Below are 14,504 nucleotides of genomic sequence, written 5' to 3'. Positions count from 1 at the left end.
GGTTCAGAAATAGCCGTTCGCCGGAAGCGCGGTGCCGTTGACCGCAAGATCGCCCAGTGCGATCGCCTTGTACGACGTCGGGTTGTGCAGTGTGATCGTCCTGATGTTGCGCCAGTGTCGATCCAGATTGCGTGCGCGACTGGCCGACGACGCTCCGCCAACATCGAATAGTGCTGTGGCAGCGGGCAATGCGACGGAGTCGACGTGCACCTTCACGCGCGCGGCGGCGACGGAGGCCCGCTCGAACAGCGAGGGATCGATCACGCCCTGCCGCGCGCACTCGAATGCCGCTTCGACGTCGCGCGCTGCGGCGAGAACAGCGGCGCGTGCGACGTGTGCAGTGGCGTCGATCTCGCCGATTGTCTTGAGTAGCACGGGATCGTGACGTGGTTCGTCGGCCGGTGCGTGGTCGAAGGTGCGTGTGCGACCACGCACAAGCTCGATCGCATCGTCGTTCACCGACAACAGGATTCCGGTGATGAGCGCCTGCAGGAAGAGCTGCAGCAGGGGAGCATCGGGGGCGATCCGCGGAGCATCCGCTGCCGCGAGGTCGACGATCCCGAGGATGTCGTCGGCGGTGACCACCACATCGGTGAACTGCGTCGAACCGGTCCCGGTGCGATGCTGGCCGATTCCGTCCCAGTCGTCGATCACCGAGACACCCGCGCGGTCGACGGGGACGATGAGTCGTGCGAGTCGTTCTCCGCCCCGTGCGTCGTCGACCGTCGCTTGCACGGCGATGAAGTCGGCGAAAGCTGTTCCGGTGGAATAGAACTTCTCGCTGGCGAGGAGCCAGCCGGTATCGGTGGGGCGAATGGTCGTGGCGAATCTGCGCGCCCCAGCCGAACCGGCTCGCTCGCTTGTCGCGTTGCCGAAGATGGCGCCGTCGGCGATCAGCGCACTCCAGTGATCGCGGACAGGGCCGTCGGGAAGACGCTTAACCTGTTCGACGAACCAGTAGTGCGCGCGCAGGATGTGCGCGGCGATCGGGTCGGCCCGCGCGAGATCGACGATGAACTCGACGAGTTCGACGACATCCGCTCCGCCACCTCCGTGTTCGGAGTCGAGGGTGAGGGCGGTCTGTCCTGCGTCGCGCAGCAGCTCGATCTGTGCGCGCGGATCCTGACCCGCCCGTTCACGTTCGGCCGATCCGACTGTGATCTCGGCGAGCACCGAAGCACGATGGGCGACGACCCTCGTTGCCGCAGTCATGCTGACACCTCTTCACGGTTTGTGGTGAACGCGCCGCGATAGCCCGCCGCGGGGTGCGTATCCGGTAGTCGGTCGCGACCGGTCAACTTCGCGCGCACGGTGCCCGCTGCGTAATCACGTTGTGCCAGACCACGATCGCACAGAACCGGCAGGACATGCTCCGCGAATTCGACGTAGCTCCCCGGGATGGTCGCATTGATGACGTTCACGCCGCCGACGCCTGCGTCTCGCCACAACTCGAGGCGGTCGGCGATCTGTTCGGGAGTTCCCACGACTCGTCCTGAGCGGCTGCGCAACTCAGCGAGGTCGCGGACCGTCGGCTCCCGATCGGGTACCGCCTCGCGCAGCCATAGCAGGGTGCTCTGGGTGCCCTGGGTCTCGATGTCCCCGATGGGCGTATCCAGATCGTAGTGGCCGAGGTCGATGCCGAGTCCGCCGGCGGAGTGCGCGATGATCGTGCTGGGGTCGATGAGGTCGTCGAGCTCGCGTGCCTTCCGCGCGGCTTCCTCTTCGGTGGAGCCGATCACGAACGAAAGCCCTTGGAAGAACGTGAGATCCTGCGGATCACGCCCGGCTCCAGCGACCAGCCGTCGAGTGTCGTCGATAAGTCCCTTCGCCGCAGCGGGATTCGGCGAGACGATGAACTGCGCCTCGGCGTTGCTGGCGGCGAAACGTCGGCCCGCGGGTGACGAACCCGCTTGAAAGAGAACAGGTGTGCGCTGCGGAGACGGCGCGACGAGATGCGGCCCCTCGACTCGGTATCGCTCGCCGACGTGATGGATCTTGTGCACCTTGTCGAAGTCGGCGTGCACACCGGACTCCTTGTCCTGGATGAGCGCGTCGTCGTCCCACGAGCCCTCCCACAGCTTGTAGACGACGTCGACGTACTCCTGCGCCCAGGCGTAGCGGTCGTCGTGGCGCGTGATGCCGTCGTAGCCGAAGTTGCGCCACGCGTTGCTCGACAGGCTGGTGACGATGTTCCACGCGACCCGCCCCCGCGAGGCGTGATCGAGTGTCGAGATCTTGCGCGCGAAGTCGAACGGATGCTCCTGCAGGATCGAACTCGTCACGGCGATACCGAGATTCTCGGTGTGCGAGGCCAATGCCGAAGCGAGGACCAGTGGATCGTTGCTCGGAATCTGCAGTCCCGAGTCGACGAACTTCTTCCAGTCGCCCTGGTAGTCGTCGTAGAGGCCGACGACATCGGCGAAGAAGATGAAGTCGAACTTGGCCTGCTCCAACGTCTTCGCGAGCGAGATCCAATGATCGAGGTCATTGAAGTTCGTCTGCTGCGCCTCCGGTGCGCGCCAGGCTCCGTGCAGGATGTGCGACGTCGTGTTCATCGCGAACGCGGCGAATTTCAGTGGTTGGGGTTGGGCCATGCGCGTGACGTTACGACCGCGCCCGACGTGATGACTACTTGGAATCAGGGTGATGACAAGGGGCGACCAGGGGTGGCTGCAGGAGATCTTCGCTCCTCCGGGTGGCCTCGGCGAGTAGCCGGGGGTCTCCTAGGTAGTGCTGCGCCGATAACTCGCGTATCGGATTGCGGATACGACTCGGCGGCCGACCCGCGAGACTAGGTGTCGGCGGGTGCACGAGGTCCGTCTGGCAGAACTGTCTGGAGGACGCATGTCCGAGAAACCGATTCGACAGCAGCGAACAAGCCGACGCACCCGCCGTGTCGCGTTGATAGCGGTTCTCGTCGCCGTCGCGAGCGCGGCGATCATCGCGCTGGTGGCTCCGGGTTCGATTGTTCCGGGTCCAATCAGAGGGGTGTCCCGCAACTACGCGTGTACGAGGGCGGGAGGCCGCAGCATGGTGGCCGTTTAGTCTGGAACCGCGGATCATCCCAAATACATGTGCCGACCAAAAGTCTCTACGAAGTGGTGAACGACGCGTCGAACGAGTACTGCGCAATGGCGCGGAGCTGTTCGTCGCTCAGGTCGAGCTCGCGCCGCGCCTCGACGAATGCGTCACCGACGTACCCGCCGAAATAGGCCGGATCGTCGGAGTTGATGGTGACGACCAGTCCGGCGTCGAGTAGATCGAGCAGTGGATGATCGGAGAGCTTTTCGACGCCGCGCAGCCGCACATTCGAGAGCGGACACGTGGTGAGCGGGATTCGATCGGTGGCCAGACGCCTGAGCAGTGCGGGGTCTTCGAGGGCGCGGACGCCGTGATCGACGCGCTCGATGCCCAACACGTCGAGGGCCTCCCAGATGTACTGAGCCGGACCCTCCTCTCCTGCGTGCGCCACGACGTGCAGGCCCGCCTCTCGCGCGCGGTCGAAGACAGGCGCGAATTGTCCTGGGGGAAAGCCGACTTCGGCAGAATCGAGCCCGACCCCGATGAGGCTGCCGAAGAACGGCTCCAACGCGTCAAGCGTGTCGAGAGCCTCCGACACCGGCCGGTCGCGTAGGAAGCACGCGATGAGATCGGCATGCACACGTGTCTCCGCCGACGCCGTATCCAGTCCACGACGCAGCCCGCGGACGACGACACCGAGGTCGACGCCGCGCGACGTGTGCGCCTGCGGATCGAAGAAGATCTCCGCATGTGTGACGCCCTGCGACGCCGCCTTGCGCAGGTAGACGGCGGCGAGATCGGCGAAGTCGTCCTCGGTACGCAGCACGGCCATGCAGGCGTAGTAGAGGTCGAGGAAGTGGGAAAGGTCGGCGAAGGCGTGCGCGGCGCGCAGATGGTCGACGGACGCGTAGGGGAGTGCGACGTTGTTGCGGGCTGCCAGCTCGAACACCATCTCCGGTTCGAGGGTGCCCTCGATGTGGATGTGTAGTTCGGCTTTGGGCAGTGTCAGCAGCTCGGCGTCGTCCATGACATCCATCCTGCCGGGCGCGTCACTGTGGGGCGCGCACAGCCTGGAAGATCGCCTTTCGTCGACGGGTGAAACCCACGTTCTCGTAGAGCCGGATCGCCGAGACATTATCGGCCGACGCATGGAGGAACGGCAGGTCACCGCGCTCGCGAATCACGTCCACGACCGCGAGGACCACCGCCCTGGCCAATCCCTCTCCACGGAACGCCGGGTCGGTGCAGACCGCGCTGACCTCACTCCACCCAGGCGGATGCATGCGTTCGCCTGCCATCGCGATCAGCTTGCCGTCGCGTCGGATACCCAGGTAGGTACCGAGATCGATGGTGTGGCGTCGAAACGGTCCCGGACGAGTTCTTTCCACGAGATCGAGCATGTCGTCGACGTCGGAGTCGTCGAGTTCGACCACCCGCGGGTCGGTATACCCCTCGACGGCGTCGCCGATCAGCTGAACGCCGGTTATCCGCATCGAGCTCGTCCAGCCCTCCGGCGGCTCGACAGTCACGGTGGCGAGCGTGATGGAACCGTCAGGACCGACCAGCTCCGCCGCATCCTCCCAGTCGGAGATCGTCGGATCATCCGGCAGGGCGCACCAAGGTGCGACGTCGGCGGGATAGCGCAGCGCGTTGCCGTGTGTCTGTGCGAATCGCGAATGCGGCCCGAGGAGGGCGGAACGGGCGGGGTTGTCGAGGACTGTCTCATCGCGAACCGGGCCGTCGGGGGGAAGAACACTCGCCATTCACTCGACGATATGCGCCCATCGCGTCACGCACCTTTCGGGGTCGCGCGAGTAATCGCCTGCTCGAGCAAGAGGCAGAACTGGCGGTAGAAATCGACTGTGTCCGTGTGCAATTCGATCTCCTCCGACGCGGCGCCACGGATGCGCGATTCCGCGGCCAACACCGTGGCGTTGGCGAGGAGCTCGCGACACACACGGAGATAGTCGGTGAGCCGACCGACCTTCCCGTTCGTCAGATGCAGGACGCGTTCGGGCGTGAGTGCTTCGGAGAAGCCCAACTCGAACAACGTCTGGAGCCCGACGGGTACCGAGCTCTGTGTACAGGTGTGAGCACCGGGGCCGCCGGAGTTGAGCGCGTCGATCAGCTCGCCCGCCTCATTGTTCAGAAAGCGCCGCCAGGTGCGCAGCGCCGCGTCGAGGTTGTGCGGATGGAACACAGCGGCGTCGACGACTCGCTGTGCATAGACGTGCTGATCGTGGACCACGAAGGTGATCCCCGACCACCTCGACGAGTATTCGGCGGTCAGTGTGCCGAGAAGTGCGGGGTCGAGGAGTCGGTGCGTGAGCGTCGTCGTGAGTACGAGGCTCGGACCCACATCGGAACCGACAATCGTGCACGGTACGGCGTCGAGAACGGGCAGTTCGATGCACCCGTTGACGACCGACACCTGCCATCCGAAATGCCTCGCGAGCACGCTCCGGGTGACTTCGAGTAGTTCGTCGACACCCGAGATGACGAACCCGGGTGCGATGCATTCGGGAAGCGCATCCATGGCTGCGGCCATCTCACGCATCTCCGCGGTGTAGTGCTCATCCGTCGGCGGCTCGACGTTTCGGTCGGGCGCCTGCGGAACGACGGTCAGCTGACGTTCGGTGGCGGCCGCGGTCTCGTCGACCTGCCCCGCGTCGGAGTGCGTGCCGAAGGGATTGTTCACCGTGACGAACACGGGGTGAGCAACGTCGAAGATCTCACGCAGCGTCGACACGGCGATGTCGGCGACTGTGCTCGCGTCACGCTGGCCGGATTCGGCGATGTGCTGGCCCTTTCTGGGGAGGAATCGCCATCCGAGCTGTGCCAGGCGACCACGAATGCGTATCCATTCCGCCCGCCCGGCCCACGGCAGCGCAGTGCCGTCGAGCGTGCACCGCACCTTTCCAGAACCCGTCTTGGTGAAGACGAGCAGCACGCGGTATCGCTGGCCGTCTTGGCGAGCGATCTCGAGGAATTCCTTGCGCCCGAGGTCGGGTACGCGTGATGTCACGGTGGCGGCAAACTCGCGCCATGCGTTCTCGATGAGATCGTCGAAGCCGTCGGTGGACATGCGGTTCCCCATCCTGTTGTGCACCCTGGAGCACTCGCCGAGGTGCGAATGTATGTTCGATATGCAACGTAGCCGCAGGGTCTGACACGTCGTACTTGTCCAGTTCAGGGCTGTTGCTTCGTCTCTTTCCCTCGAAGATGAGACGAGCGACTCGGAATTCTCCACCGGCGATCAATGTTGGTAAATACAAGTAGTAGCGAGGGGAGTGACCATGACAGCGCAAACGCTGACAACGACATCGGCAGGTGCATCCACCGCAGTACGCGACAACCGGGACGACGTATCTGCCGGTCCGTTGCTGCCCGTCGACGACCATTTCTACGACGCCCCGGCGGATCTCGGTGACTACCGGCCCGGTGAGGTGATCCGGTCACGACAGGTCGAGCTCAAGAACTTCTGGGCGTCGAATCATCAGGCGTGGCAGCTGCTCTATCGATCGACCGACCTCGACGGCAATCCCGACGCGACTGTCACGACGGTCGTCGTGCCTGATCGGACCAAGCATCCGAATCCTGCGCTGCTGTCGTTCCAGTGCGCGATCGACGCGGTGACGTCGCAGTGCTTCCCGTCGTATGCCCTGCAGAAGGGTGCCGACGCGTCGCGCGCCGTCGCACCGTTCGAGTTCATGGTGGTGCGTCGTGCGCTCTCGAAGGGTTGGGCGGTCTCGATCCCCGACCACGAGGGTGCCAAGGGAGCATGGGGTGCGCCCCGTGAGCCGGGTTACCGTGCGCTGGACGGCATTCGGGCCGCGCTGGCGTTCGAGCCCCTCGGCCTCGAAGCGACGACATCGATCGGAATGTGGGGATACTCGGGCGGCGGACTTGCCACATCGTGGGCCGCCGAGATGGCTCCGGACTATGCGCCCGAGCTGAATATCGTTGGTGCCGTTCTCGGTTCGCCCGTCGGCGACATGGCGTCGACGCTGCTACGGCTCAACGGTGGCCTGCACGCAGGACTTCCGATCCTCGTGGTGGCCGGCTTGCGTCGGGTGTATCCCGCGCTCGAACGCATGATCACCGAGCACGCAACCGAATTCGGGCGCCGCAGCCTCGACGAGGCCGCCACTCTTCCGACGCTCGCGGCGATAAGGCGCTTCCGCAACCACGATCTCGACGACTACTTCGACATCCCGCTCGCCGACGTGCTGGCGGATCCGGGCGCCGTGAAGATGATGGACGACCTGCAACTCGGTACGCATGCGCCTGCCGTGCCGCTGCTGGTCATGCAGGCGGTGCACGACGAGGTGATCGACGCGGCTGACGTCGATGCGCAGGCGCAACGGTACCGTGATCTCGGTGTGCCAGTCACCTACGTGCGCGACCTTGTGACGGAACACTATTCACTGCTGCCGCTCTCCGGACCACTCGCGGTGAGTTGGCTGACTCATCGACTCGACGGCCGGCCCGGCGAGGACAAGACGATCACTGCGATTGCCGGTCAGCGGGTGACGCTGCCCAGGTCACGGTGACCGGGACCTCGTCGTCCCACGGCTGACGGGTCACCAGATCGGCGACTCGGACGTAGCCGCGCTCGAATTCTCCTGTCGCAGCGTCGATCAGGCGGTACTGCTGGGTCTGTGTGTGAATGGGCTGGGCGTCGACGAGTACGATCCGAACCTCTCCCGGCTCGAACTCACAGCGCTTCTGCAGCGATGCGATCAGCTGCTCGTTGGAGAGGTGGCCGTCGCCGAAGTTCCAGCCCATCGCCGTCGAACAGATGCGTTCGCCGTCGGTGAGCATGTAGTCCGATTCGTTGTGCCCGGTCATCGCGCGGTGTGCGAGCGTGAACAGCGCCCGACCGTGACTGTTGAAGGCGCGGAACGCATATCCCATGTACAACGCCACTTGCGCCGCTTCGGGGCTGCCGTAGATCCGCTGTAGCTGCGACGCCGGCAGAGCCGCGATCGCAACCACGTTCTTCTCCACCTTCTCCGACGCCGACGGTGTCATGCACCAGATGCCGGTGTCCCAGTTTCCGGCGTAGTAGCGCATTCCCGGAAGGAAGGACACCTTGCGCGGGAAGAGATTTCCGATCACCACGGTGCCCGCAACCACGACGAACAGCAGGGCGACCCACCACGGCTGCTCGAGGTCGGCGAGGCCGAGATCGGTGTGACCGACGAAGAGTGCGAGAACTCCGAACATCATGAAGACGTTCCACTCCAACGGAACTCCCATCGGAATGGAACTGAGAATGCCGAAATGGAAGATCAGCATGATCGCCGCGGCAACCCACGTGAGCCATCCTCCATGCGAGAAGAACAGCACGATCGGCACGAGACCCTCGACCGCAGTGGAGAAGTGAGCGATCCACCGCGATGGCCTACCCGGCCGCAGATCGTCCGGAAAGTCTTCGAAGAACAGTCGTTTCATCTTCGGAGACCGGATGACCGCGTTGTTCGACATCATGGTTGCGATCACGAACGGGAAGTGCTTGTTCAGCTTCGACGTCGCCGCACCGAGCCAGATCACCAGGAAGACAACCTTGGCGGCGACGATCATGTCGACACCGGTGAACAGGAACGTCACGCACAGCGCGCCGTACACCTCGCCACGCGCGGCGAGGAAGATTGTCTTGTCGCGCAACCCGATCAGCGCGAGAAGTACAAGAATCGTCCAGATCTCCCACAGCGGTAGTGCGCCGGTTGCCGAGTTCAAATCGGGAAGTTCCCTGCTACCGGGACTGACGAGTCCCACAACCAGAATCACGAGAAGTGCTGCGTAGAGCGCGATGTCGACCGGGCCGCGCACATCGCCGCGCGTCAGTGGCACACGTGTGGGCCACGGTGGCTGACGAATTGTTCTGGGGCGCAACCAGTACAGAATGGAGCCCAACGGCGGGAAGAAGCGGTTGTTGAGCGGACCGAAGCCGCAACCGAGGCCGATGACCTCGAACAGCATCGTGTAGAGCACGACCTTCTGGAAGACGACCGTCTCGCTGTACCACGACGCGACGTCGAAGAACCCGCCGATGCCCGGCGTCGCGGCGACGATCGCCCAGCCGACGAACACGTAGGCCAGAATCTTGCCGACGTAGAACAGGTGCAACACCACGGGGGTGCCGAACCCGACCTCTGCCCACTGGCGTGCCATCGGCCGGATCTTCTCGGCTCGGGAGCCCTGACTCCATGTCGGGAAGTCGACGTCGGGCCTGGTCTGTGTGATGAACCCCAATGTTCCGCCCTCACTGCCGATGGGTGCCGCAGCCTGGACGTTAACAAACCAAGCGAATGCTTGGTTGGGGTTCAGTGGTTTCCGACGCCGCTCATGCGTTGCGGTAGGGACGGAAGAACGTACGCAGTTCGGTGGCGTAGCTCTCCGGCACCTCGAACGGTGCGAAGTGGCCGCCGTGCTTGGGCTCGGAGTGGTAAACGGTGTTCGCGGTGCGTTCCAACCAGGCGCGGGGCGGTCGAACAACGTCGCCGCCGAAGATCGAGAACCCGGATGGGACGTCGACGTAGCGCATGCGGTCCTCGACTGGTATCGCCGCGTTGGCTCGGTATGTGCGGATCGACGATCCGATCGTGTTGGTGACCCAGTATTGCGTGACGAGCGTGAGGATTTCGTCTCTCGTGTAGATGCTGTCGAGGTCTCCGTCGCAGTCGCTCCACGACCGCAGCTTTTCGACGATCCACGACGCCACGCCCACCGGTGAATCGGCCAGGCCGATCGCGGCTGTCTGGGGTTTGGTGCTGTGCATAGCCGCGTATGCGCCCTCGGTGGCCGACCAGCGTGCGGCGTCGTCGATCCAGGCGATCTCCTCAGGACTCAATGTTGACCTGTCGATGGTCGCGGGAGGTAGCCCGGCGTCGGTTCGATGCACCGCGACGACGCGGGCAGGATGGGCGAGTGCGAGATAGCGGGCCACGTGGCTGCCCATGTCGCCGCCGGCGACGCCGTACCGGTCGTACCCCAGCACCTGCATCAGTTGACCCCACATTCGCGCGATGTCTCGTGTGTCGGGCGTCGGCCCACTGGGATGACCGGAGTATCCGAACCCCGGCATGTCGGGAACGATCAGCGTGAAGGCGTCGGCGGGCTCGGCGCCGTGTGCGGCGGGATCGGTGAGGAGCGGGATGACCTTCAGGAATCGCCAGAAGCAGTCGGGCCAGCCGTGGGCCAGCAGGACGGGAAATGCCGCGTCGGGGTCGGATGCAGGGCTGTGGATAACGTGGATGTCGAGGCCGTCGATGGTGGCCGTGAAGTGAGGCAATCCGGCGATCGTTGATTCGATTGCGGCCCAGTCGAAATCCGTGCGCCAGTAGTCGGCGAGATCGCGCACATACGACACATCCGTACCCATCGACCATCCGCTGCCGTCCGGAGCGTCGGTCCACCGAGTGGTGCGGAGGCGTCGTCGAAGATCGTCGACGACGGCCGGGTCGGTGTGTGGAATGAACGGCCGGATCGCGCTGGTGGCTGCCATGAACCAAGGGTAGGAGGTGCACGACGTCTCGTTGCTCGATGATCGACAGGGGGCGGACATTTCCGACAACCCGCGATTCATCAGACTTGATCGTCTTTACGGGCGTACCGTGTCGCCTGTACCAGCGACAACCCAATGGAGTGTCCCATGTCTGATGCCCTGGAAACCGTCAAGAAGTACGTCCCCGACGCCGACCCTGCCGTGGTCGAGAAGATGGCGTCGACCTACCGCCTCGCCCTTCAGAACGCCGACGCTGCTCTGGTGTCGGCGAGCGATCCCGCAGAACTCAAGACCGTCCGCGAGAACTTCCTGAAGAAGAAGCTCGGTCTGACCGAAAGCGACGCGTACCTCGACAATGCGATCAAGGACGTGCTCGCGGAGATGAAGGACGGCAAGTCCAATCCGCGGCTTGCCGTGTACTACAAGCTCGCTGACAAGTTCGGCAAGCTCGGCGTGTTCAAATAGCGCTGTTCACCTGGTTTCCGCCTTCGGCGTCGACGTCTTCACAGAGAAGTCGTCGACGCCGAACGCGTGTAGGCGCTCTCTAGTGCTGTACGTCACCCGGCATGTCGGAGGGCGTTGAGATGCAACAGGATCCGAAGGCTGCTCTCAGGTCGCGTTGAGAGCGCGGCAAGGGTCGACGGGCACAGTCGAGGCCATGCACGAGACATCCACTGACCCCAACTCGCCGACCGAGATGTTCGCGGTGCCGACGTCGCATCGTGGCATCGGTCCGAGCACGCGCACCGAGCGGTTCCCGAGCTTGCGCGAGAACAGGGATCTTTCGACGCCACTGCGCGACGAACTGGTCTCGCTTCTCGGTTCGCACGGGTCCGACCCCGCTCGACGTCTCGGTCTCTCACCCGACAGCGATCCGCGTGAGATCGCCGCTACAGCGCGCAGGATGTCGCAGGTGTGGCGTGAACGTTCGACAGATCCACAGATGACGTCCCGGGCGAAAAAGTTGTGCGACATCGCGGCGCAGACCTGCGAGGAGATCCTGCACGGTATCGAAAACGGTGCTGCTACAGAAGGTCGAGACTCTCCAGCGCGACGCCCGCATCCGAACTCGCTGCCGACAGCACCTCGCGCGCAAGGCGGTCGGTTTCGTTTTGGACGAGCTCGTTGACCGGCGTCGCCACGCCGTGTAGTCGCCCGAGCAGCACGATTTCACCGGACAGATAGTCGGTCTCGACGCTGCGCGCTCCACGGGCGACGCTCTGCCAGGTTGAACTGCCGAAGGAAGCCTCTCCGGTGTCACGGCGGACGATGGCATCGCCGCGCCGCTGCTTGTCGATGGCCTCGGAGACGACATCGATACCCGCCGCCTCGATGACCTCCTCACCTTCGGCTCGTGCGCGTCGAACAAGCTCGGCGAAGGCGTCGCCGTCGTTGCGGAAGCTGGCGTCGATACCGTTGACCAGGTTCATTATCAGTTTTCGATACTTCCACGCCATGATGTCGGGGCGCGGCTCGGAGAGGAACGTCGCGGCACGCAGTGCTGACGAAATGGATTGCGCCACTTCGTCGATACCCGACGGATAGCGCCCGATGTCGAGGATTCCGGGCTTGTTCGACGACGCCTGAACGACGACACCAGGCTCGAGATGCAAGGCGGGCAGCATCACGCACAGCGAGTAGACGTGCGGAAAGACGCGAAGCAGTTTACGTTCATTGGCGACGCCGTTCTGGGCCGACACCACCGGAGTGTCGAGAGGCATATGCGCCCGAAGGTCGGCGATGGCCGCGGCGGTCTGCTGCGACTTGACGGCGAGGAGCGTCACGGAGTCGTCGCTCCAGTCCACTTCGGACGCATTTGACGCAAGCGTGGTCGAAATGGATTGGTGTCCCTCGGCGGTGTCGAGGACGAGTCCGCCCTTACGCATTGCTCGCAGATGCTCGCCGCGCGCGACCAAGGTGGTGTCTGCTCCGGAAAGTGCCAGGTGAGCACCGATGACGCCGCCGATGGCCCCGGCACCGTAGATGACGAAACGCATGGTCTTCAGGGTAGATGCGAGCGCGACGCGGGAGCGTGCCGCCCGCCGTCACAGTCACGCGGGACGGTGGGCGTGAAGAGCACTTGCGCGTAGCGTGAAAACCATGACTGATGACAACACCGAATTCGAGCACATCGGCGAGCTGATCTCGAAGGGTCGCGTCGCCTTCGTCACGACCAGCGAATCGGATGGTCGATTGCTGAGCCGTCCACTAGCAGTGCTGGACAGAAAATTCGACGGCGATCTGTACTTCTTCACCGTCGTCCCCTCGCCCAAAACTGACCAGGTCGCCGAGGACTCACACGTCAATGTGAGCCTGCAGGCCGACGACAACTATCTCTCGATCGCCGGCACAGCGTCGGTCACCCACGAACAGAAGCTGATCGACGAGCTCTGGAACTCTCACGCAGAGGCCTGGTTCGAGAAGGGCCGCGAAGACCCGGGCGTCGCACTGTTGAAGGTGCACGCCGACTCCGCCGAGTACTGGACCCTGGACAGCCCCAAACCCGTTGCGCTGCTCAAATACGCCAAAGCGATCGTGTCAGGCGAACAGCCCGACGTCGCCACCAACGCGTCGGTTGATCTCTGAGTGTTGGACGGCTCAGCCAGCCCACGGCGTTGACACTTTCGCGGGTCGGCTGCAGTATCGGCCACGCGTCCTAGGCTAGATGGTTCTAGGATGATCGAGCGTAATTCCAGATCGCATGGTCGATCTCCCACGGCGTGACGGGACGCTGCAGTCGCGCAGAAACAATTGGCGCGGCAGCTCGGATGTAATCTTCTGCCGATGCAGGATCACTCGGAACTCCTAGGCTCCTAAACCATCCAAGAATCATCCGGTCCGGCTTGATTCGGTTGTCGTCGCCAACAAGCATCCAGAGATATCCGCGACGTATGCCATGCTGTCCGTCGCCCGGAACGCGAGCTAGCTCGGCGTCAATGCTCGCGAGACGTGCTTTATCCCCCAATGCCTCGATTGCGTCCGAGAGCGATTCGACGCCGCTATCAACCAGTACTTGCGCGTAGGCGATTGAGGCATGTGCTTTTGTCACTCCTCCGCGAGTCGAGGTGAGCTGGCTATTAGTCAGGGACAAGAGTGCGTCGTCGGTGAATCTTGCGAGACTCGAAGCTGGTATCGGATCATCCTTGGGTAGCTCGTCGACTGGAACCACGGCACTGGAGACGCCCTGCGAACGGGCAAACTTGACGACGAGGGGCGTGACCACGTTGTCGTAATGTGCTCCGATACTCCACACTGCGTCGAGAATGCAGAGGCTGATGCTGCTCCATCGCCTGGTGCGCTGCTGGGGATTCAGATCAGCGATTCGGTCGGCGATGACGTCGAGTTGTTCTTGAGTGAGTGGCATTTCAGCTCCAATCGTCAGCGGCGTTGCTGTTAGCGACATATCGGGCGGAGCGCGGTTCGGGTTACAGGGTCAGCTTCCGTGCTCGGGTCGATAGCGACTAGGACGCAGACCCGAACAGCGGTGCGGGCTTCTTCGACTTTGGTGCCTCGCGCCAGGTGAAGGTCCATGTGGCCAGCGTTTCCCCGAGAACTCCTTCGTACTGGATTGCGGTCGGTCGAGGGCCGTTGACTGTGAACGCAACTGTGCCCTTGACACGTTGACCCGCTGACAGATACCCCGAGTGAAGGTCGGTGGTGCTGAAGTCGGGATCGTCGTAGGTTGTTCCGTCGGACGCCTTCGCGACAAAATAGAAGGGGTTGACCGGAATGGCGCCCCGGGTGCTTTCGATAGTCGCCGTGAAGCTGAAGGTGCTGCCGCGCAGGTTGATATCCGTGATCTGGACGTAGCCGCCCCAGCCGTCACCGGAGATGTAACGCGCGTTCGAGGGCGGTGCTGCGCTCGCTGCCGCGGGTACCACGGCGATCGAAAAGAGAGCACACATGATGGTGGCGATGATCGCCGCGAGGGTGGAACGCACAGTGGGTGTCCTGTCTGTGGGGAGTGTTGGTG

At 63.7% G+C, this 14,504-nt stretch carries 13 protein-coding genes; 3 read left to right on the top strand and 10 right to left on the bottom strand.

Features of this window, described 5'->3' with window-relative positions; translation table 11 throughout:
- Window positions 1–3: 3 nt before the first annotated feature.
- The 5 genes from A5788_RS02820 to A5788_RS02800 all read right to left on the bottom strand — a co-directional run bounded on the left by A5788_RS02820 (window position 4) and on the right by A5788_RS02800 (window position 6,106).
- Window positions 4–1,212: an acyl-CoA dehydrogenase family protein gene (locus tag A5788_RS02820; RefSeq protein ID WP_064866980.1), complete on the bottom strand. Its 1,209-nt coding sequence runs from the start codon at window positions 1,210–1,212 to the stop codon at window positions 4–6.
- A complete protein-coding gene (locus A5788_RS02815) occupies window positions 1,209–2,594 on the bottom strand; it encodes an LLM class flavin-dependent oxidoreductase (protein ID WP_064866982.1) in 1,386 nt (461 codons plus the stop codon). Before A5788_RS02815 ends, A5788_RS02820 begins: the two co-directional genes overlap by 4 nt.
- Window positions 2,595–3,091: 497 nt before the next feature.
- Window positions 3,092–4,048, bottom strand: a complete 957-nt coding sequence (locus A5788_RS02810) for an adenosine deaminase (protein ID WP_197494620.1) — start codon at window positions 4,046–4,048, stop codon at window positions 3,092–3,094.
- A 22-nt stretch (window positions 4,049–4,070) separates the two neighbouring features.
- On the bottom strand, window positions 4,071–4,784 hold the full coding sequence (locus A5788_RS02805; protein ID WP_049699137.1) for a GNAT family N-acetyltransferase: 714 nt from the start codon (window positions 4,782–4,784) through the stop codon (window positions 4,071–4,073).
- A 26-nt stretch (window positions 4,785–4,810) separates the two neighbouring features.
- Window positions 4,811–6,106, bottom strand: coding sequence for a TY-Chap domain-containing protein (locus A5788_RS02800; RefSeq protein WP_064867026.1), 1,296 nt, complete (start codon window positions 6,104–6,106; stop codon window positions 4,811–4,813).
- 211 nt (window positions 6,107–6,317) lie between these two features.
- Here A5788_RS02800 and A5788_RS02795 point away from each other — a divergent pair, with 211 nt between their 5' ends.
- The gene (locus tag A5788_RS02795; RefSeq protein ID WP_064867028.1) at window positions 6,318–7,574 is read left to right on the top strand and encodes a lipase family protein; all 1,257 of its coding nucleotides are present in this window, start codon (window positions 6,318–6,320) and stop codon (window positions 7,572–7,574) included.
- Here the strand turns inward: A5788_RS02795 and A5788_RS02790 are convergent.
- Window positions 7,528–9,279, bottom strand: a complete 1,752-nt coding sequence (locus A5788_RS02790) for a DUF3556 domain-containing protein (protein ID WP_064866986.1) — start codon at window positions 9,277–9,279, stop codon at window positions 7,528–7,530. The genes A5788_RS02795 and A5788_RS02790 overlap by 47 nt on opposite strands.
- A gap of 91 nt (window positions 9,280–9,370) precedes the next feature.
- Window positions 9,371–10,531: an epoxide hydrolase family protein gene (locus A5788_RS02785; protein ID WP_064866988.1), complete on the bottom strand. Its 1,161-nt coding sequence runs from the start codon at window positions 10,529–10,531 to the stop codon at window positions 9,371–9,373.
- 147 nt (window positions 10,532–10,678) lie between these two features.
- On the opposite strand from A5788_RS02785, the gene A5788_RS02780 reads away from it, so the two are divergent.
- Window positions 10,679–10,996, top strand: a complete 318-nt coding sequence (locus A5788_RS02780) for a DUF2853 family protein (protein ID WP_064861812.1) — start codon at window positions 10,679–10,681, stop codon at window positions 10,994–10,996.
- A gap of 560 nt (window positions 10,997–11,556) precedes the next feature.
- On the opposite strand, the gene A5788_RS02770 is transcribed toward A5788_RS02780, so the two are convergent.
- On the bottom strand, window positions 11,557–12,528 hold the full coding sequence (locus A5788_RS02770; protein WP_064866990.1) for a ketopantoate reductase family protein: 972 nt from the start codon (window positions 12,526–12,528) through the stop codon (window positions 11,557–11,559).
- Window positions 12,529–12,631: 103 nt separating this feature from the next.
- Between A5788_RS02770 and A5788_RS02765 the strand changes: the two genes are divergently transcribed.
- On the top strand, window positions 12,632–13,117 hold the full coding sequence (locus A5788_RS02765) for a pyridoxamine 5'-phosphate oxidase family protein (protein ID WP_039856146.1): 486 nt from the start codon (window positions 12,632–12,634) through the stop codon (window positions 13,115–13,117).
- An 85-nt stretch (window positions 13,118–13,202) separates the two neighbouring features.
- On the opposite strand, the gene A5788_RS02760 is transcribed toward A5788_RS02765, so the two are convergent.
- Window positions 13,203–13,895, bottom strand: a complete 693-nt coding sequence (locus A5788_RS02760) for a hypothetical protein (RefSeq protein WP_064861742.1) — start codon at window positions 13,893–13,895, stop codon at window positions 13,203–13,205.
- A gap of 97 nt (window positions 13,896–13,992) precedes the next feature.
- Entirely contained in the window at window positions 13,993–14,472 is a 480-nt protein-coding gene (locus tag A5788_RS02755) for a DUF1942 domain-containing protein (RefSeq protein ID WP_005207144.1), read from the bottom strand.
- Between the last annotated feature and the right edge of the window lie 32 nt (window positions 14,473–14,504).

It is taken from the genome of Gordonia sp. 852002-50816_SCH5313054-c (assembly GCF_001665925.1).
GTDB lineage: Bacteria > Actinomycetota > Actinomycetes > Mycobacteriales > Mycobacteriaceae > Gordonia > Gordonia jacobaea.
This window is presented reverse-complemented; position numbering and strand designations above follow the sequence as displayed.

Excerpts from the sequence above, each read along its gene's own strand:
- A5788_RS02765 (WP_039856146.1), top strand. The coding sequence starts at position 12,632 with ATGACTGATGACAACACCGAATTCGAGCACATCGGCGAGCTGATCTCG.
- A5788_RS02770 (WP_064866990.1), bottom strand. The coding sequence starts at position 12,528 with ATGCGTTTCGTCATCTACGGTGCCGGGGCCATCGGCGGCGTCATCGGT.
- A5788_RS02815 (WP_064866982.1), bottom strand. The coding sequence starts at position 2,594 with ATGGCCCAACCCCAACCACTGAAATTCGCCGCGTTCGCGATGAACACG.
- A5788_RS02810 (WP_197494620.1), bottom strand. The coding sequence starts at position 4,048 with ATGGACGACGCCGAGCTGCTGACACTGCCCAAAGCCGAACTACACATC.
- A5788_RS02780 (WP_064861812.1), top strand. The coding sequence starts at position 10,679 with ATGTCTGATGCCCTGGAAACCGTCAAGAAGTACGTCCCCGACGCCGAC.
- A5788_RS02795 (WP_064867028.1), top strand. The coding sequence starts at position 6,318 with ATGACAGCGCAAACGCTGACAACGACATCGGCAGGTGCATCCACCGCA.
- A5788_RS02800 (WP_064867026.1), bottom strand. The coding sequence starts at position 6,106 with ATGTCCACCGACGGCTTCGACGATCTCATCGAGAACGCATGGCGCGAG.
- A5788_RS02785 (WP_064866988.1), bottom strand. The coding sequence starts at position 10,531 with ATGGCAGCCACCAGCGCGATCCGGCCGTTCATTCCACACACCGACCCG.
- A5788_RS02820 (WP_064866980.1), bottom strand. The coding sequence starts at position 1,212 with ATGACTGCGGCAACGAGGGTCGTCGCCCATCGTGCTTCGGTGCTCGCC.
- A5788_RS02760 (WP_064861742.1), bottom strand. The coding sequence starts at position 13,895 with ATGCCACTCACTCAAGAACAACTCGACGTCATCGCCGACCGAATCGCT.
- A5788_RS02805 (WP_049699137.1), bottom strand. The coding sequence starts at position 4,784 with ATGGCGAGTGTTCTTCCCCCCGACGGCCCGGTTCGCGATGAGACAGTC.